Source organism: Inhella sp. (genome assembly GCF_041912635.1).
Classification (GTDB): domain Bacteria; phylum Pseudomonadota; class Gammaproteobacteria; order Burkholderiales; family Burkholderiaceae_C; genus Inhella.
This window is the reverse complement of the sequence record NZ_JAYRMO010000001.1, coordinates 17,862-33,297: the sequence shown is the minus strand read 5'-3', so window position 1 is coordinate 33,297 and position 15,436 is coordinate 17,862. Positions and strand designations below refer to the sequence as shown.

Genomic DNA, 15,436 nt, shown 5'->3' with positions numbered 1-15,436 from the left:
GATCCTTGCTGAAGCGGCTGTGGTTGATTTTCGCCCAGGCCTGTACGGTGCTTCTGGCCGCCGGCTTCGTGTTGCTGACGCTGAAGCCGCAGTGGTTCGAACGCGCGGCACCGGCACCTGCCACCGGCGCCGGCGAGCTGAGCCTGGCCGCACGGCGGGCCGCACCGGCCGTGGTGGCCATCGATGTGGAGCAGCAGCGCGGCGAGCAGGGCGCGGGCATGGGCTCCGGGGTGATCGTCGATGGCCAGGGCCTGGTGCTGACCAATCACCATGTGGTGCAGGGCGCGCGCCGCATCGAGGTGGAACTGCAGGACGGCCGCCGCGCGGAGGCCACACGCGTGGGCAGCGACCCCGAGACCGATCTGGCCCTGCTGCGCATCCGGTTGCCCGGCCTGCCGGTGGCGCGCTGGGGTGACTCCAAGGACCTGCGCGTGGGCGACCCGGTGCTGGCCATCGGCAACCCTTTCGGCGTCGGCCAGACCGTGACGGCCGGCATCGTGAGCGCGCTGCAACGCCGCCAGCTCGGCATCAATGTGTTCGAGAACTTCATCCAGACCGATGCGGCCATCAACCCCGGCAACTCCGGCGGCGCGCTGGTGGACCGCGAGGGCCGGCTGGTCGGCATTCCGAGCGCGATCTACTCGCGCAGCGGTGGCAGCCTGGGTGTGGGCTTCGCGATCCCAGCCGAGTTGGCGCGCGAAGTGCTGCTGGCCCTGCAGCGCGACGGCCGCGTCATCCGCGGCTGGATCGGCGTGCAGACCCGCACGTTGACACCCGAACTGGTAGAGGCCTTGAAGCTGGGCAGCTCGGAGGGCGTGCTGGTCAGTGGCGTGGTGGCTGGAGCACCTGCCGCCCAGGCCGGCGTGAAAGCCGGCGATGTGCTGCAGGCGGTCGCCGGTCAGGCGGTGCGCAGCCCGGAGCAGTTGCTGGAGCGTGTGGCCGCGCTGGCCCCGGACAAGCCCGCCCGTCTCAGCCTCCTGCGCGGCAGCAAGGCGCTGGATGTACAGGTTCAGGTGGGCGTGCGGCCGCGCGCGGACCAGCCGGATCAGCCGGACGTCGAGGACTGAGTCTTGTCGCCGCTCTTGTTGCGGCGCAGCAGCACTGCGGTCCAGATGCCGATCTCGTACAGCACGCACATCGGGATGAAGAGCGACAGCTGCGAGATCACGTCCGGCGGCGTGACGATGGCCGCCACCACGATGGACGCGACGGCAAAGTAGCCGCGCCACTCCTTGAGCTTTTCCACCGACACGATGCCCAGGGCCGCGAGCACCACCACGGCCACCGGGACCTCGAAGGCGATGCCGAACACCAGGAAGAGCGTGAGCACGGTGCCGAAATACTGTTCGATGTCCGGCGCGACCTGGATCGCCGTGGGCGCCACCGCCACCAGGAACTTGCTCAGGGCCGGCAGCACGATGAAGTAGCAGAACGCCACGCCGACGAAGAAGAGCAGCGTGCTGCTGACCACCAGGGGCAGCACGAAGCGCTTTTCGTGTGAGTACAGGCCCGGGGCCACGAAGGCCCAGAGCTGGTACAGCACAAAGGGCAAGGCGATCAGGAAGCCGCCCATGAGCGTGATCTTCAGCGGCACCATGAAGCCGGAGAACACGCCCGTGGCGAGCAGCTTGGTGCCCGTGGGCAGGCTGCGCGTCATCGGCTCGGCCAGCAGGTCATACAAGCCAGCCGGGCCCGGCCACAGGCAGAGCAGGCCAAAACCCAGGCCGATGGCCAGCAGCGCGCGCACCAGGCGGTCGCGCAGCTCAATCAGGTGCTCGACGAAGGGCTGCTCGGTACCAGCCAGTTCGTCGTCAGGGTCTTGCGGTTTGGAGCTCATCGACGGGGGCGGTGGCGGGCCACGCGCGCGGCGCCGGATTGAACATGGCGCCGCACACCGTTGCGCTGCTTGAACCAGACCGGCGTATTGGAGCGCCGGATGCGCCAGTTCTTGCGCGGCGGCTTGTAGGGCGCCGGGCTCCAGCTGGGTTCGGCGGATTCGCCGCTGGCCCAGGTTTCGTTGAAGGTGGTCTGCACTTCGTTCAGGCTGCCGCTGACTTCCGCCGCGGCCTCCTGGAATTGCGACTTCATCTTGTTGAGCTCATCGAGCTCCATCGAACGGTTCACCTCGGCCTTGACGTCCGCCACATAGCGGCGCGCCTTGCCCAGCAGGTGGCCCGCCGTACGCGCCACCTTGGGCAGGCGCTCCGGCCCGATGACGATGAGCGCCACCACGCCGATCATGGCGAGCTTGTCCAGACCCAGGTCCAGCATGGGCGCCTTTGCGTGCTAGGAGCGGCGAACCGCTCAGGAATGGGTCTTCTTCTCGGTCGCCTGCACGTCCACCGTGTTGGCGTCATTCGCTTGGCCGACCCGCTGCTGCGGATCGTTCGGAGCGGGCGCACTGCCGTCCTTCATGCCGTCCTTGAAACCCTTGACGGCCGCACCGAGATCGGAGCCCACGTTCTTGAGCTTCTTGGTACCAAACACCAGCACGACCACCAACAGCACGATCAGCCAGTGCCAAATGCTCAAACCACCCATTACATGCTCCAGAGATAGAGAGTGCGATTCTAGGTCGCGGTGTATGGCGTGGATTTGACGGGGGACAGGTTTGTCAGGGGTGGGGCGGTGGGTAGCGTCGCTTCCTTTGACTGCCCCAGCGCCCCAGCCAGGCCCCGCATGACGGGGCCTGTCCTTCGCAAGGCGTCGCAGAGCCCTCAGGGCTCTGCTCGGTCCTTGCTCAGCCTTTGGCCCAAGGACGCGGCCCGCCCATCACGTGCATGTGCAGGTGCATCACCTCCTGCCCACCATCACGCCCGGTGTTGATCAGGGTGCGGAAGCCCCCGCTCACGCCCAAGTCGCGCATCAGCTGCGGGGCCAGCACCATCATCTTGCCCGCCATGCCCTGGTGCTCCGGCCCGAGTTCGGCGTGGCTGACGATGTGCAGCTTGGGCACGATCAGCACATGCACCGGCGCCCAGGGCTGGATGTCGTGGAAGACGATCAGGTCCTCGTCCTCGAACACCTTCTTGGAGGGAATCTGGCCGGCAACGATTTTGCAGAAGATGCAGTTCGGGTCGTGGCTCATGGGGAATCTTTCAGGAAGTGGCCATGGGGCGCCGGCCTTGCAGCGCGCTCCAGCCGGTGACGATGCGATAAAGGAACCAGAGCGAGATGCAGAACCAGGCGATCCAGCCGGGCACGATGAGCAAGAACCACATCCAGCTCGTCAACAAATAGGCCAGGCCGGCAAACAGCACCGAGCGCAATCGCCAGCGGAAATGCGACTCCAGCCAACTGCCCTGCGCCTCGCCGCGCTTGACGAGATCAATCACCACCGCCACCAGCAGCAGCACCACGCCGGGCTGGAAGCCCGGCAGCACCGCACCAATGGCGACGATGGCGTGCAGCACATAGCTGACCAGACTGACGTTGTAGAGGCCTTGTTCCTGCGGGTTCATCGCTCACTCCTTGGGTCGGGAAGCAAACTCGGCCAGGCCTGAGAGCCCTTCACGGCGCGCCAGCTCGGCCAGCACGGCCTCGGGGCGCACGCCCAGCTCGGCCAGGGCCAGCAGGCTGTGGAACCAGAGGTCGGCGGCTTCGTAGGTCAACTTCTGGGCGTCGCCATCCTTGGCGGCCATGACGAACTCGGTGGCCTCTTCGCCAACCTTCTTCAGCATTGCGTCCAGGCCCTTGGCGGCGAGCTTCGCCACATAGCTGCTGCCGGGGTCGGCGGCGGCGCGGCGCGCCTCGATCGTGTCGGCCACGCGGGCCAGCACCTGGTCATTCATCGGTAGATCCTCTCGGGGTCGCAGAGCACCGGCTCCACGGCCTGCCAGCCTTCGCCATCGAGCTGGAGATAGAAGCAGGAATGGCGGCCGGTATGGCAGGCGATGCCGTGCTCCTGCTTCACCTTGAGCAGGATGACGTCCTGGTCGCAGTCCAGGCGGATGTCGTGCACGGTCTGCACATGGCCGCTTTCCTCGCCCTTGTGCCAGAGCTTGTTGCGGCTTCGGCTCCAGTACACGGCCTGGCCACGCGCCCAGGTCTGCAGCAGGGCCTCGCGGTTCATCCAGGCCACCATCAGCACATCGTTGCTGCCCTGCTCCTGAGCGATGACCGGCACCAGGCCACGCTCGTCCCAGCGCACCGTGTCCAGCCAGGCCGGGGCGGTGGGCGACTCCTTCGAATAGGTGGCACCCTTGTGCCCCTGCTCGGCGGCCAGCCAGTCCAGCACCGGCACGGTGCCGGGCAGCACCGGCCACACGCTCGTCGGCAGGCGCTGCCAAGCCATGCGCTGGCCCTCGCGCATGTGCAGCTCGCCCTGCCAATCGCGCACCTTGAGGAAGTGCAGGCGCACGGTGGCGTGCGGGTAGGCGATGGTCTCGATGCGCCAAGGTTCACTGGCGCCGATGGTGATACCCAGCTCCTCGTGCAACTCGCGCGCCAGGGCCTGATGGGCGTCTTCGCCAGGCTCGAACTTCCCGCCCGGGAACTCCCAGTGGCCGGGGTAGACCTTGCCAGGCGGGCGCGAGGTCAGCAGAAATTCCTGGTCGGCGGCGCGCAGCAGCACGCCCACCGCCACATCGGTCGGTTGTTTCACGTCAGACATTCGAGCGGCCCGCGGCATCGCGGGCAAATTGGTAGGCCACACGGCCGCTGCGCGAGCCGCGTTCCAGCGCCCACACCAGGGCCTGGGCACGCAGCTCGTCGCTCATCGTCAGGCCGAAGCCCTGCAGCCACTGGGCGCAAATGGTCAGGTACTCGTCCTGACTGAAGGGGTAGAAGCTGACCCAGAGGCCGAAGCGCTCGGACAGCGAGATCTTTTCCTCCACCGCCTCGCCGGGGTGTATCTCGCCATCGGGGCCACGGCCGCGGGCTTCAAGGTTGTCCTTCATCTGCTCGGGCATCAGGTGGCGGCGGTTGCTGGTAGCCACTACCAGCAGGCGTTCCGAGCCGGCGGCCACGGTGCCGTCCAGCACGGACTTCAAGGCCTTGTAGCCGCCCTCCCCGGCTTCGAAGCTGAGGTCATCACAGAACACCAGAAAGCGCTCAGGGCGGCGCGCCAGCGCTTCGGTCAGCAGCGGCAGTTCGTGCAGATCGTCCTTGTCCACCTCGATCAGGCGCAGTTCCGGCCATTCGTTCAGCGCGGCCTTGACGAGCGAGCTCTTGCCGCAACCCCGCGCACCCGAGAGCAGCACATGGTTGGCCGGGCGACCGGCCGCGAACTGGGCCAGATTGCGCTGGAAGCGCGCCTTCTGCGGCTCGATCTCCAACAAATCAGCAAAGCGCAAGGGCGCGAGCTGCTGGATGGGCTGCAGCTGCAGGGCGGTGCCCAGGCGGCGCAGGCGCCAGGCGCGCGCCGCGCCCCAATCGGGTTCGAGCAGGCCGCCGGCCTGGCGGGCATAGATGCGCTCGAGCAGCTGCACGCAGCGCTCCAGCAGGTCGGCAGGGCTGATCAGGTCCATCTCATCCAGGCAGCCAGCGCCGCCATTGCTCCAAATGTTCGGTGGGGGCGCGCTTGAAGCCGGAGCGCACGAAGCGCAGCAGGCGCCCCTGCGCAAAGCCCATCAACACGGCGGCGCGGCCCTGGGCATCGGCGCCGGGTTGGGCGCTGTCCAGGTCGCCCTCGCGCAGCCAGTGGCGCTGCGTGGCCTCAAGTCGCTGGAACAGCTGCTCCACACGCTGGGCCAGGCGCTCGTGCTCACCCACCAGGGCGTCGCCCACCAGCACACGAGCCAAGCCGGGCTGGGCTTCGCCGAAGCGCAGCAGGGCCAGCATCAGGCGTTGCGCGCGCTCCTCGGCCGGCTGTGCCAGGCCGGCGATCTGCTCGGCCTGGGCCAGCAGCTGTTCCTCGGCCTGCTGGATCAGCGCCTCCAGCATCTGCGCCTTGCTGGCGAAGTGGCGGTACAGCGCCGCTTCGGAAAGCTGCAGGCGCGCGGCCAGCGCCGCCGTGGTCACGCGCTCGCCGCGCGGGTCTTCCAGCATGGCAGCCAGCACGCGCAAGATTTGCGCGCGCCGCTCGCCGGGCTTGAGCCGCGCCGGCTTGGCCGGCTCGGGCGCGGGCTGGACCAGGTGCACGATCGGCTCAGTGCGAACGGATCATGGTGCCGTAGGCCTGATCACTCAGCACCTCCAGCAGCAGGGCATGCGGCACCCGGCCGTCAATGATGTGCACCGCATGCACGCCCGAACGCGCGGCATCCAGGGCCGAGGCGATCTTGGGCAGCATGCCTCCGGAGAGCGTGCCGTCCTCGAACAGCGCGTCGATCTCGCGCGCCGTCAGGTCGGTCAGCAGATTGCCGGCCTTGTCCAGCACACCCGGCGTGTTGGTCAGCAGCACCAGCTTCTCGGCCTTCAAAACCTCGGCCAGCTTGCCGGCCACCACATCGGCATTGATGTTGTAGCTCTCGTTGTCCTTGCCGAAGCCCAGGGGCGAGATCACCGGGATGAAGGCGTCGTCCTGCAGGGCCTTGACGACCGAGGGGTCGATGGATTCGATGTCACCCACCAGGCCGACGTCGTGCTCGATGGTCGGGTCCTTCTGGTCGACCATCTTGAGCTTCTTGGCGCGGATCATGCCGCCGTCGCGGCCGGTCAGGCCCACGGCCTTGCCACCGGCCTTGTTGATCAGGCCGACGATGTCCTGCTGCACCTGGCCGGCCAGCACCCACTCGACGACCTCCATGGTCTCGTCGTCGGTGACGCGCATGCCCTGGATGAAGTGGCCCTTCTTGCCGAGCTTGTTGAGCGCGTTCTCGATCTGCGGGCCGCCGCCGTGCACCACCACCGGGTTCAGGCCGACGAGCTTGAGCAGCACCACGTCCTCGGCGAAGTCCTGCTGCAGCTCCGGATCGGTCATGGCATTGCCGCCGTATTTGATGACGACGGTCTTGCCGTGGAAGCGCTGGATGTAGGGCAGCGCCTGGCTGAGGATCTCGGCCTTCTCGCGCGGGGCGATGTGGGTGACGTCGGGGGCTTGGACGGAACTGCTCATGGGGGGCTCGCGCGCTCGCTCGAAAGGGGTCGGGCGATTCTAGGGAGCCCCCTGCACGGCCCCTTCTTGCGCGGCGCGCTGGTAGTCCGGGAATTGGGCGGCGCGCTGGAACTGCTGCCACAGCGCGCCCAGCTGGTTGGGATGGCGCTGCGCGAAGGCCTTCGAAAAAACCACAAAGTAGGGTTTCTGAATCAAGCGGGGTTGCACCTGCACCAGGCCGGCCAGTTCGGGGTGCTGGGCGCGCAGGGACTCGGCCTCGGTGGTGTGCAGCGCGGCCAGCGCCGCTTCGCCCGCCAGCACGGCACGCAGCAGCGCCTCGGCGCTGCGCAGGCGCTCGTCCACGGCCACGCCCCGCTCGCGCAGGAACAGCGAGGAGGTATGCCCGGGCTGGGAAAGGATGGCACCACCCTTGGGCAGCACCAGCTGCAGGCCGTCCCAGTGCAGCTCGGTGCGCGGCAGGCGGTAGAGCGAGTAGCTGTCGAAGCGCAGCGCCAGGCGCGCATCGGGCTGGCCCTGGCGCAGCGGGTAGACGAACAGGTCGGCGCGCTCGCTGTTGTGGCTCAGGCCTACCGTGGCGTCGCTCATGCCGTGCTGCAGGTCGAGCAGGCAGCGCTTGCCGGGGCGCAGCTGCACCTCCACCTGCCAGCCACCCAGGCGCTCGAACTCGCGCAGCAGCCGGAAGTCCAGTCCGGCCTCCCGCACGCGGCCGTCGGCGTCCGGCAGGCGCCAGGGGGCGTGCGGCACGTCGGTCATGCAGACGCGCAGCGGCGCGGCCGGCGCCAGGCCGGCCGCAGCCCCCAGCAGCAGAGCCAGGGCCCAGCGGCGCGGTGCGCGAAAGAAGGAAGGTTGAACCGGCATCAAGAAAGGTGCAGCTGCGGGGGATTCTAGGAAGCGGGTGCATCAGCCCTCCGCCCACAATGCCAGCATGCAGCCGCGCTCTTACCTCAAGCTTTCCGTGGCGGTGGCGCTGGCCACCATGGCCCTGAAGACCGGCGCCTGGTGGACCACGGGGTCGATCAGCCTGCTCTCGGACGCGCTGGAGTCCCTGGTCAATCTGGCCGGCGCGCTGTTCGCCCTGGCCATGGTGATCCTGGCCGCCCAGCCGCCGGACGAGGAGCACCCCTATGGCCACCACAAGGCCGAGTACTTCAGCGGGGGCTTCGAGGGCCTGCTGATCCTGGGCGCCGCACTGGCCATGGGCGCGGCCGCAGTGCAGCGCCTGCTGCAGCCGCAGCCGCTGGAGGACCTGGGCCTGGGCCTGCTGCTCTCGGTGCTGAGTTCGGCGCTGAACGGCGCGCTGGCCTGGGGCATGCTGCGCGCGGCGCGCGAACACCACTCGATTGCGCTGGAAGCCGATGCGCGGCACCTGATTACCGATGTCTGGACCTCGGCCGGCGTGGTGGCGGGCCTGCTGATGGTGCACCTGACGGGCTGGCTGTGGCTGGACGCCGCCGCCGCCCTGCTGATGGCCCTGCACATCGGGCGCGAGGGCTTCAAGCTGATGCGTGCGGCCGTGGACGGGCTGATGGACCGCGCGCTGGAGCCCGAATGGGTGGAACGCATCCACGGCACCCTGGCCGAATTCGCGCACCCCACGATCCGCTTCGACCATCTGCACACCCGCCGCGCCGGCAGCCGGCGCTACGCCGACCTGCACATGCACATGCCCGCAAGCTGGACCCTGGGCCGCGCTGCCGCGCTGCGCGGCTCGGTGGAGCAGGCCCTGATGGCCGCCGTGCCGGGCCTGCGCGCCACCATCCAATTGCTGCCGTCCGATGTGGAGGCGCACTTTGACGACGAGAGGAATGCGCTGTGAAGGTGGTTCTGCAACGGGTGCGCGAGGCGCGCGTGGAGGTGGCCGGCGCGGTGGTCGGGGCCATCGGCCCGGGCCTGCTGGCGCTGGTGTGCGCCGAGCCGGCAGACACCCCTGAGACGGGCGCGCGCTTTCTGGCCAAGCTGCTGAAGCTGCGCATCTTTTCCGACGCCGAAGGCAAGATGAACCGCAGCCTGGTGGATGTCCAGGGCGGCCTGCTGCTGGTCTCGCAGTTCACGCTGGCGGCCGACTGCAGCGGCGGCAACCGCCCGAGCTTTTCCAGTGCGGCGCCGCCGGCGCAGGCCCGCGAGCTCTATGAGGACCTGCTGCGCCAGGCCCGCGCCCTTCACCCGCAGGTGGCCAGCGGCGTGTTTGCGGCGGACATGCAGGTGCATTTGGTGAACGACGGGCCGGTCACCATCCCGATGCAGTTCTGAAGCGCGCTCAGCCGCCCACCGCGTCCGCTTCCGCGCGGCGCTGCAGGGCTGAATCCCGCACCACCGCCAGGGCCTGCCAGATGCGCACGAGCTGCTCGGGCTCGCGCTGGGCATAGGCCTGACTGAAGGCCAGGAAGTAGCTGCGCTGTTCGAGTGGCGGATCCAGGCGCTGGATGTGGCGGGACCAGGTCGGCTCGCGCGCCAGCCAGGGCTCCACTTCCCCGGGCAACAGCGCCGCGGCATCCAGCCGGCCCAGGGCCAGCATGCGCAGGGTGGCGGCGCTGTTGGCGGTCTGGGTGTCCAACTCGTAGCCCTGCTGGTGCAGCAGGGCCACCACGGAATAACCCGCCACGGTGCCCAGGCGCAGGGGCTTGTCGCCCTGCAGGCGCGCGCCATCCCAGCGCGGCGGTTGGGTGGTGTTGACGTACCAGTGGTAGGCGTCGCGGCGCAGGCGCAAGGCGTCGTCCGGCCGGCCCTGGCGCAGCGGAAACACGGCCCATTCGGCCCGCTCGGGCGTGTAGCTCAGGCCCAGCACGCCATCCACCCGGCCGCTTTGCACCTCCAGCAGGCAGCGCCGCCAGGGCAGCACCAGGGCCAGCACGGGCCGCTCGGCCTGGCGGGCCAGCAGCGCGGCGGTGAAGACGTCGAGCTGGCGCTGCGCGGGCTCGTCCAGCCCCGCTTCCTGCCACACCCGGGCCGGCAGCGCGGCCGATTCGGCCATGCACAGGCGCAGCGGCCCCTCGGCAGCCGGCGCCTGGGTTGCCAACAGGGTCAGACCGAGCGTCCAGACGCGGCACGCCAGGCGCAGCGGGTTCAGGCCCGCCATGCCGTTCTCCTGCGCATCCACCCATCCGCTGCTGCCACCATGCGCCCGATGCTACTCAGCGCCGGTCGTCGATAAGCCGGCCGTCGTTGGGCAACTCAGGCACGCAGCGCAACTCCGCACGCAGCTTGGTGATGTCGCGCACGGCTTGCAGCAGGCGCTCGGCCCAGCCGTCGGCGGGTTCGGCGGCTTCCAGCAGCACGGTGAAGCGGTCCTGCGCGTCCTGGCCTTCAATGACCCAGCGCATGCGGCCGGTGAGTTCGGGGAAGCGCTCGCGCAGTTGCTGCACTTGGCCGGCATGCACGAACAGGCCACGCACCTTGGCGCTCTGGTCGGCTCGGCCCAGCCAGCCGCGCAGGCGCCGGTTGCTGCGCCCGCAGGGGCTGGGACCGGGCAGAAAGGCCGACAGGTCGCCGGTGGCGTAGCGGATCAAGGGGTAGGCCGCATCCAGCCGGGTGACGACCACCTCGCCCACCTCGCCCTCGGCCACAGGCTCGCCCGAACCCGGGCGCACGATCTCGACGATCACCCCTTCGTCCACCACCAGGCCGCTGCGTGCTGAGGTTTCAAAGGCGATCAGCCCGCAGTCCGCCGTGGCGTAGCACTGGTAGGCCTGCACGCCGCGCGCCGCCACCCAGTCCTGCAGGCCGGGCGGAAAGGCCTCGCCGCTCACCAGGGCCTTGCGCAAGCCCAGCGGCGCGTCGCCGGCGCGCTCCAGCAGGATGCGCAGAAAGCTTGGCGTGCCGGTGTAGGCGTTGCAGCCCAGTTCGCGCGCGGCCTGAACCTGCAGCTCGGTCTGGCCCACCCCGGCCGGCAGCACGCAGCAGCCCAGCGCCAGGGCGCCGCCCTCCAGCATGGAGCCGGCTGGCGTGAGGTGGTAGCTGAAGCTGTTGTGCACCACATCACCGGCGCGAAAGCCGGCCGCGAACAGCGCCCGCGCCAGGCGCCAGGGGTCGGGGCCCGCACCCTCGGGCTCGTAGATCGGTCCGGGGGACTGGAACAGCTTGCGCGGCGCGGCATCGGGCAGGGTCAGGCCGCCGAAGGGACGCAGCGCGTTCTGGCGCGCGGCGATGTCGGCCTTGCGCAGCACGGGCAGGCAGGCCAGGTCGGCAGGGCCCTGCAGGGCGGCGGCATCGAAACCGGCGAGTTGCTCCTGCCCGTAGGCCGTGTGGGCCTGCAGGCGCAGCAGCAGCGCGCGCGCTTGCGCAAACTGCGCCTGCTCGCGCTCGGCGGGCGGGCGCTGCTCCAGCCGGTCAAAGAAGCCGGCGCCGGGTTCAGTCTTCATCGCGCCAGCGCGCCAGGCGCTTCTTCACTTCGTCCAGCAGCTTGCGCTGGTCCGCCGCGCTCTTGAGCGTGAAGCGGTCCCAGTTCGGCGTATTCGTTTGCAGACGCTGCGCCAGGCGGATGGCGATCTGCCCCTCGCCCAGCTCGTACTCCAGCACGCGCTTGCCAGCCTGCTCGAAGCCCTGCTCACGCTCCTTCAGACCCTGGTCGCGCAGCGCGCGCTGCAGTTGCACCAGGGCTTCCGCCGCCTTGAAGGGCGGTGGGGCAAAGCCCCAGGATTCTTCTTCGCTCATGCCAGCCAACGCTTTCTTCGTTTGTAGGACTTGCTGTCGCGGAAGCTGCGCCGCTCGCCGCCGCCCATACCCAGGTAGAACTCTTTGACGTCCTGGTTTTCGGCCAGCTCGGCGGCGCTGCCGTCCAGCACCACGCGGCCACTTTCCAGGATGTAGCCGTGATCGGCCACGCGCAGGGCCACGGTGGTGTTCTGCTCGGCCACCAAAAAGCTCACGCCCTCCTGCTGGTTCAGCGTCTGCACGATGCCGAACACCTCCTCGACGATCTGCGGTGCCAGGCCCATGCTGGGTTCATCGAGCAACACCAGGCGCGGCTTGGCCATCAGCGCGCGGCCGATGGCACACATCTGCTGCTCGCCGCCCGAGGTGTAGGCGGCCTGGCTGCTGCGGCGGGTCTTCAGGCGCGGGAAGTAGTGATAAACCTTCTCCAGCGACTCGCGCAGCGCGGCCTTGCCGTCCTTGCGCGAGAACGCCCCCGTCAGCAGGTTCTCCTCGATCGTCAGGTGGGCGAAGCAGTGGCGGCCTTCCATGACCTGCACGACGCCGCGCTGCACCAGGGCAGCGGGGCTGAGGTTGTCGATGCGCTCGCCGCGCAGTTCGATGCGGCCCTTGGTCACTGCGCCGCGCTCGCCCTGCAGCAGGTTCGACACCGCCCGCAGGGTGGTCGTCTTGCCGGCGCCGTTGCCGCCCAGCAGGGCCACGATGCGGCCTTCCGGAACCTGCAGGGACACGCCCTTGAGGACCAGGATGACGTGGTTGTAGATGACTTCGATGCCGTTGACGTCGAGGAGGATGCTTGCGGCTGTCATGGCTGTCATGGCTCTATCTGCCTGCGTGAGAGCCCGTGGGGGCCTCACCCCCACGCCCCGACCCGCATTTCTTTGTCTTGCCAAAGAAACGCGGGGCAAAGAAAGGCGCCAATGCACGCAGCCGGCCTCGGGCCGGCCGCGATTGCACGGCTGGCTCACATGGCTCCCACACCCCTCCTGGGACTGCGAAAACCTGCCCGCTAAGCTGGCCGGAGTACCGGCCGACTAGACCACTGCAAACCATTGCGGGCTTTCTGCGATGAACAGACCCCCACCGGGTGTTTTGGCTTGGGCTGAAGCTGGATGGGGGTCTGTTCTTCGGAGCTTGGAGGCCATGGTCCTGGGTGCCCGGGACGACCGGTACTCCGGGCGCCTTCGTTGTCCTGACCGTCGGAGTCAGATGGGGGCTCGTGTCAGTGTGAGCCCAAGCACCGCCATCACAGTTCGCCCCTAGGGCGACTGTGTGGGTTGGCGCCTTTCTTTGCCCCGCGTTTCTTTGGCAAGACAAAGAAATGCGGGTCGGGGTGCTGGGGTTGAAGACCCCTGCGGGCTGCAACGCAAACACAGCAACACCCACTAAATCAGCTCTGACACTCAGCCGGAGTCCGACGAGTGAGCTTCTTCTCCGCCGCGTACTTGTCGGCGGCCTGCTTCACCATCGGCTTCAAGATCGCCTCGTCCGCCTGCAGCCAGTCCGACGAGAACACCCACTTCTTGCCATCCCAGGTGTGCACGCGCGCCCAGGCCGAGCCCATGTGGTCCTGGCAGCTGGTGGAGACCGGCCGCATCACACCGGCAAAGCCCAGGGCGTCGAGCTTTTTCTGGTCCAGCGCCAGGTTCTCCAGGCCCCAACGGGTCTGTTCGCCCGTCATCACCTTGCCCTTGCCAAAGCGCTCCTGCGCGCGCTTCACGCCTTCCACCGCCAACATGGCGGAGATGAGCCCGCGCATGTAGAGCACCTGGCCCACTTCGTCCTTCGGCCCCGTGCCCTGGCCCTTGGCATGCACCTTGGCCAGGATGTCCTGCACCACCTTGGCATCCGGGTGCACGCCGTGCTGCATGGTCAGCGCGTGGTAGCCCTTGGCGCCCTCGCCCACGTCCTTCACATCGGGCTCGGCGCCGGCCCACCACACGCCATACATCTTGTCGCGCGGGAAGCCGGTGGCCTGGGCTTCCTTCAACGCGGCGGTATTCATCACGCCCCAGCCCCAGAGCAGCACGTAATCGGGCCGGTTCTGGCGGATCTGCAGCCAGGCGCTCTTCTGCTCCACGCCGGGGTGCGCCACCGGGATCAGGTTCAGGTCAAAGCCATGCATCTTGCTGCGCTCGGTCAGCATGGGGATGGGCTCCTTGCCATAGGGGCTGTCGTGGAACACCAGGGTGAACTTCTTGCCCTTGAGCTTGTCGTAACCGCCGGCCTGCTTGGCAATGTGCTGCACCAGCACATCCGCCGCCATCCAGTAGCTGCCGATGAGTGGGAAGTTCCAGGTGAACACGCCGCCGTCCTGGCTTTCGCTGCGGCCATAGCCGGCGGTGATGAGCGGGATCTTGTCGGCCGGGGCCTTCTCGGTCAGCGCGAAGGTCACGCCGGTGCTCAAGGGTTGGAACACCGTGGCACCCTTGCCCTTGAGGCGCTCATAGCACTCGACGCCGCGGTCGGTGGCGTAGCCAAACTCGCATTCCTCGTAGCTGATCTTGACGCCGTTCATGCCGCCGTTGGCGTTGGTCAGCTTCAGGTAGTCCAGATAGCCATTCGCCCAGGGCCCGCCGTTGGGGCCATAGGCACCGGTGCGGTAGACCAGCACCGGGAAGAACTGTTCCTTGGCCTGGGCCAGGGCCTGGGTGGACAGGCCGGCCGCGAGGGCCAGCAAGGCGAGGGTCTTGAGCTTCATCACGGGTCTCCTAGTGCGGGAAAGGCCAGAGGCGCAATTTCTCTTTTGCAGTCGCCCAAAGCCGCGCCAGGCCATGGGGCTCCTTGATCAGGAAGAACACGATCAGGGCGCCGAACACCATGCTCTCCACATGGCTGATCAGTGCGGTATCCACGCTGCGTCCGGCGAGTTGGCCAGCCCAAGGCAGCAGCTGATTCAGCGCGATCGGCAGCACCACGATGAAGGCCGCGCCCAGGAAGGCGCCCAGGATGGAACCCAGGCCGCCGATGATGACCATGAAGAGCAGTTGGAACGAGCGGTCGATGCTGAAGGCCGCCGGCTCCCAGGCGCCCAGGTGCACGAAGCCCCAGAGCGCGCCGGCCACGCCGACGACGAAGCTGCTGACCGCAAAGGCCGAGAGCTTGGCGTGCATGGGGCGGATGCCGATGACGGCCGCGGCGACGTCCATGTCGCGCATCGCCATCCAACTGCGGCCGATGTGGCCGCGCACCAGGTTCTTCAGCGCCAGTGCGAACAGGATCACCAGCAGCAGGCAGAAGAGGTAGCGCTGCTGCGGCGACTGCAGCGGCAGGCCGAACACAGTGAGCGCGCCGACGCTGACCGAACCCGAGGCCGAATCCAGCGTGAACCACTTGATGCGGAGAAAGGCCCAGTCCGCAAAGAACTGCGCCGCCAGCGTGGCCACGGCCAAGTAAAGGCCCTTGATGCGCAGGCTGGGCAGGCCGAACAGCAGGCCCACGGCGGTGGCGCACAGGCCGCCCAGCAGCAGCGAGGCCAGCAGCGGCAACTCGGGCACACGCGCGAAGAAGTTGTAGGCCGCGTAGGCCCCCACCGCCATGAAGGCGCCCGAGCCCAGGCTGATCTGCCCGCAATAGCCCACCAGCACGTTCAGGCCCAGGGCGGCCAGGCTCAGGATCAGGAAAGGGATCAGGATGGCGCGCAGCAGGTATTCATCGGCCAACAGCGGCACGCCGATGAGCGCGAAGCCCAGAAGCAGAGCCAGGAACCAGCGGTCCTGGCGGATCGGCAGGATCTGCTGATCCGCCGCGTAGGAGGTTTTGAACTGGCCGTTCTCTCGGTAGAACATG

At 68.3% G+C, this 15,436-nt stretch carries 20 protein-coding genes and 1 pseudogene; 3 read left to right on the top strand and 18 right to left on the bottom strand.

Going from position 1 to position 15,436, the window contains the following annotated elements:
* The first annotated feature begins 8 nt into the window (after positions 1-8).
* Positions 9-1,067 carry a S1C family serine protease gene (locus tag ACE3QP_RS00190; RefSeq protein ID WP_374432847.1) on the top strand — a complete coding sequence of 353 codons (1,059 nt, stop codon included), beginning with the start codon at positions 9-11 and terminating at the stop codon, positions 1,065-1,067.
* On the opposite strand, the gene tatC is transcribed toward ACE3QP_RS00190, so the two are convergent.
* From tatC to ACE3QP_RS00130, 12 genes and pseudogenes are all read right to left on the bottom strand, one after another.
* Positions 1,046-1,837 (bottom strand): twin-arginine translocase subunit TatC, encoded by a 792-nt coding sequence (tatC, locus tag ACE3QP_RS00185; protein ID WP_374432620.1) that lies wholly within the window; start codon positions 1,835-1,837, stop codon positions 1,046-1,048. The two genes, ACE3QP_RS00190 and tatC, sit on opposite strands and share 22 nt — an antisense overlap.
* On the bottom strand, positions 1,834-2,271 hold the full coding sequence (gene tatB, locus ACE3QP_RS00180; RefSeq protein ID WP_374432619.1) for a Sec-independent protein translocase protein TatB: 438 nt from the start codon (positions 2,269-2,271) through the stop codon (positions 1,834-1,836). Before tatB ends, tatC begins: the two co-directional genes overlap by 4 nt.
* 33 nt (positions 2,272-2,304) lie before the next feature.
* Positions 2,305-2,541, bottom strand: coding sequence for a Sec-independent protein translocase subunit TatA (tatA, locus tag ACE3QP_RS00175; RefSeq protein ID WP_198111312.1), 237 nt, complete (start codon positions 2,539-2,541; stop codon positions 2,305-2,307).
* A 199-nt stretch (positions 2,542-2,740) separates the two neighbouring features.
* Positions 2,741-3,088 (bottom strand): histidine triad nucleotide-binding protein, encoded by a 348-nt coding sequence (locus ACE3QP_RS00170; protein WP_374432617.1) that lies wholly within the window; start codon positions 3,086-3,088, stop codon positions 2,741-2,743.
* 10 nt (positions 3,089-3,098) lie between these two features.
* Complete coding sequence (locus ACE3QP_RS00165) at positions 3,099-3,461, bottom strand: DUF4870 family protein (RefSeq protein ID WP_374432616.1); 363 nt, start codon at positions 3,459-3,461, stop codon at positions 3,099-3,101.
* A gap of 3 nt (positions 3,462-3,464) precedes the next feature.
* Entirely contained in the window at positions 3,465-3,791 is a 327-nt protein-coding gene (locus tag ACE3QP_RS00160; RefSeq protein WP_374432614.1) for a phosphoribosyl-ATP diphosphatase, read from the bottom strand.
* Positions 3,788-4,159, bottom strand: a complete 372-nt coding sequence (gene hisI, locus ACE3QP_RS00155; RefSeq protein WP_374432846.1) for a phosphoribosyl-AMP cyclohydrolase — start codon at positions 4,157-4,159, stop codon at positions 3,788-3,790. The genes ACE3QP_RS00160 and hisI overlap by 4 nt, the downstream gene beginning before the upstream one ends.
* Before the next feature lie 138 nt (positions 4,160-4,297).
* Positions 4,298-4,612, bottom strand: a pseudogene (locus ACE3QP_RS00150) (NUDIX domain-containing protein); the annotation flags it as partial.
* Positions 4,605-5,468 (bottom strand): ATP-binding protein, encoded by an 864-nt coding sequence (locus tag ACE3QP_RS00145; protein ID WP_374432612.1) that lies wholly within the window; start codon positions 5,466-5,468, stop codon positions 4,605-4,607. The gene ACE3QP_RS00145 and the pseudogene ACE3QP_RS00150, both read right to left, overlap by 8 nt.
* A gap of 1 nt (position 5,469) precedes the next feature.
* Positions 5,470-6,081, bottom strand: coding sequence for a nucleoid occlusion factor SlmA (slmA, locus tag ACE3QP_RS00140; protein WP_374432611.1), 612 nt, complete (start codon positions 6,079-6,081; stop codon positions 5,470-5,472).
* Between the two features lie 7 nt (positions 6,082-6,088).
* A complete protein-coding gene (gene argB, locus ACE3QP_RS00135; protein ID WP_198111307.1) occupies positions 6,089-6,997 on the bottom strand; it encodes an acetylglutamate kinase in 909 nt (302 codons plus the stop codon).
* A 39-nt stretch (positions 6,998-7,036) separates the two neighbouring features.
* A complete protein-coding gene (locus ACE3QP_RS00130; RefSeq protein WP_374432608.1) occupies positions 7,037-7,855 on the bottom strand; it encodes a hypothetical protein in 819 nt (272 codons plus the stop codon).
* Between the two features lie 67 nt (positions 7,856-7,922).
* Between ACE3QP_RS00130 and ACE3QP_RS00125 the strand changes: the two genes are divergently transcribed.
* Together ACE3QP_RS00125 and dtd are read left to right on the top strand one after the other, a co-directional pair.
* Positions 7,923-8,813, top strand: coding sequence for a cation diffusion facilitator family transporter (locus ACE3QP_RS00125; RefSeq protein ID WP_374432607.1), 891 nt, complete (start codon positions 7,923-7,925; stop codon positions 8,811-8,813).
* The gene (gene dtd / locus ACE3QP_RS00120; protein ID WP_374432605.1) at positions 8,810-9,247 is read left to right on the top strand and encodes a D-aminoacyl-tRNA deacylase; all 438 of its coding nucleotides are present in this window, start codon (positions 8,810-8,812) and stop codon (positions 9,245-9,247) included. The genes ACE3QP_RS00125 and dtd overlap by 4 nt, the downstream gene beginning before the upstream one ends.
* A 7-nt stretch (positions 9,248-9,254) precedes the next feature.
* Here the strand turns inward: dtd and ACE3QP_RS00115 are convergent, their stop codons facing one another.
* From ACE3QP_RS00115 to ACE3QP_RS00090, 6 genes are all read right to left on the bottom strand, one after another.
* A complete protein-coding gene (locus ACE3QP_RS00115; RefSeq protein ID WP_374432604.1) occupies positions 9,255-10,073 on the bottom strand; it encodes a substrate-binding periplasmic protein in 819 nt (272 codons plus the stop codon).
* A gap of 55 nt (positions 10,074-10,128) precedes the next feature.
* Positions 10,129-11,355, bottom strand: a complete 1,227-nt coding sequence (locus tag ACE3QP_RS00110) for a phenylacetate--CoA ligase family protein (RefSeq protein ID WP_374432602.1) — start codon at positions 11,353-11,355, stop codon at positions 10,129-10,131.
* Positions 11,345-11,647 (bottom strand): hypothetical protein, encoded by a 303-nt coding sequence (locus ACE3QP_RS00105; protein ID WP_374432601.1) that lies wholly within the window; start codon positions 11,645-11,647, stop codon positions 11,345-11,347. The genes ACE3QP_RS00110 and ACE3QP_RS00105 overlap by 11 nt, the downstream gene beginning before the upstream one ends.
* A complete protein-coding gene (locus tag ACE3QP_RS00100) occupies positions 11,644-12,456 on the bottom strand; it encodes an ABC transporter ATP-binding protein (RefSeq protein ID WP_374432600.1) in 813 nt (270 codons plus the stop codon). The genes ACE3QP_RS00105 and ACE3QP_RS00100 overlap by 4 nt, the downstream gene beginning before the upstream one ends.
* Positions 12,457-13,037: 581 nt before the next feature.
* Entirely contained in the window at positions 13,038-14,348 is a 1,311-nt protein-coding gene (locus ACE3QP_RS00095) for an ABC transporter substrate-binding protein (RefSeq protein ID WP_374432599.1), read from the bottom strand.
* 10 nt (positions 14,349-14,358) lie between these two features.
* Complete coding sequence (locus ACE3QP_RS00090) at positions 14,359-15,435, bottom strand: branched-chain amino acid ABC transporter permease (RefSeq protein ID WP_374432598.1); 1,077 nt, start codon at positions 15,433-15,435, stop codon at positions 14,359-14,361.
* Position 15,436 lies beyond the last annotated feature (1 nt).

What these genes read in the sequence shown, in the direction of transcription:
- tatC (WP_374432620.1), bottom strand. Translation starts at nt 1,837, where the DNA reads ATGAGCTCCAAACCGCAAGACCCTGACGACGAACTGGCTGGTACCGAG.
- ACE3QP_RS00160 (WP_374432614.1), bottom strand. Translation starts at nt 3,791, where the DNA reads ATGAATGACCAGGTGCTGGCCCGCGTGGCCGACACGATCGAGGCGCGC.
- ACE3QP_RS00165 (WP_374432616.1), bottom strand. Translation starts at nt 3,461, where the DNA reads ATGAACCCGCAGGAACAAGGCCTCTACAACGTCAGTCTGGTCAGCTAT.
- ACE3QP_RS00110 (WP_374432602.1), bottom strand. Translation starts at nt 11,355, where the DNA reads ATGAAGACTGAACCCGGCGCCGGCTTCTTTGACCGGCTGGAGCAGCGC.
- ACE3QP_RS00100 (WP_374432600.1), bottom strand. Translation starts at nt 12,456, where the DNA reads ATGACAGCCGCAAGCATCCTCCTCGACGTCAACGGCATCGAAGTCATC.
- ACE3QP_RS00125 (WP_374432607.1), top strand. Translation starts at nt 7,923, where the DNA reads ATGCAGCCGCGCTCTTACCTCAAGCTTTCCGTGGCGGTGGCGCTGGCC.
- ACE3QP_RS00090 (WP_374432598.1), bottom strand. Translation starts at nt 15,435, where the DNA reads ATGTTCTACCGAGAGAACGGCCAGTTCAAAACCTCCTACGCGGCGGAT.
- ACE3QP_RS00145 (WP_374432612.1), bottom strand. Translation starts at nt 5,468, where the DNA reads ATGGACCTGATCAGCCCTGCCGACCTGCTGGAGCGCTGCGTGCAGCTG.
- argB (WP_198111307.1), bottom strand. Translation starts at nt 6,997, where the DNA reads ATGAGCAGTTCCGTCCAAGCCCCCGACGTCACCCACATCGCCCCGCGC.
- ACE3QP_RS00130 (WP_374432608.1), bottom strand. Translation starts at nt 7,855, where the DNA reads ATGCCGGTTCAACCTTCCTTCTTTCGCGCACCGCGCCGCTGGGCCCTG.
- ACE3QP_RS00115 (WP_374432604.1), bottom strand. Translation starts at nt 10,073, where the DNA reads ATGGCGGGCCTGAACCCGCTGCGCCTGGCGTGCCGCGTCTGGACGCTC.
- ACE3QP_RS00170 (WP_374432617.1), bottom strand. Translation starts at nt 3,088, where the DNA reads ATGAGCCACGACCCGAACTGCATCTTCTGCAAAATCGTTGCCGGCCAG.
- ACE3QP_RS00095 (WP_374432599.1), bottom strand. Translation starts at nt 14,348, where the DNA reads ATGAAGCTCAAGACCCTCGCCTTGCTGGCCCTCGCGGCCGGCCTGTCC.
- ACE3QP_RS00105 (WP_374432601.1), bottom strand. Translation starts at nt 11,647, where the DNA reads ATGAGCGAAGAAGAATCCTGGGGCTTTGCCCCACCGCCCTTCAAGGCG.
- tatB (WP_374432619.1), bottom strand. Translation starts at nt 2,271, where the DNA reads ATGCTGGACCTGGGTCTGGACAAGCTCGCCATGATCGGCGTGGTGGCG.
- tatA (WP_198111312.1), bottom strand. Translation starts at nt 2,541, where the DNA reads ATGGGTGGTTTGAGCATTTGGCACTGGCTGATCGTGCTGTTGGTGGTC.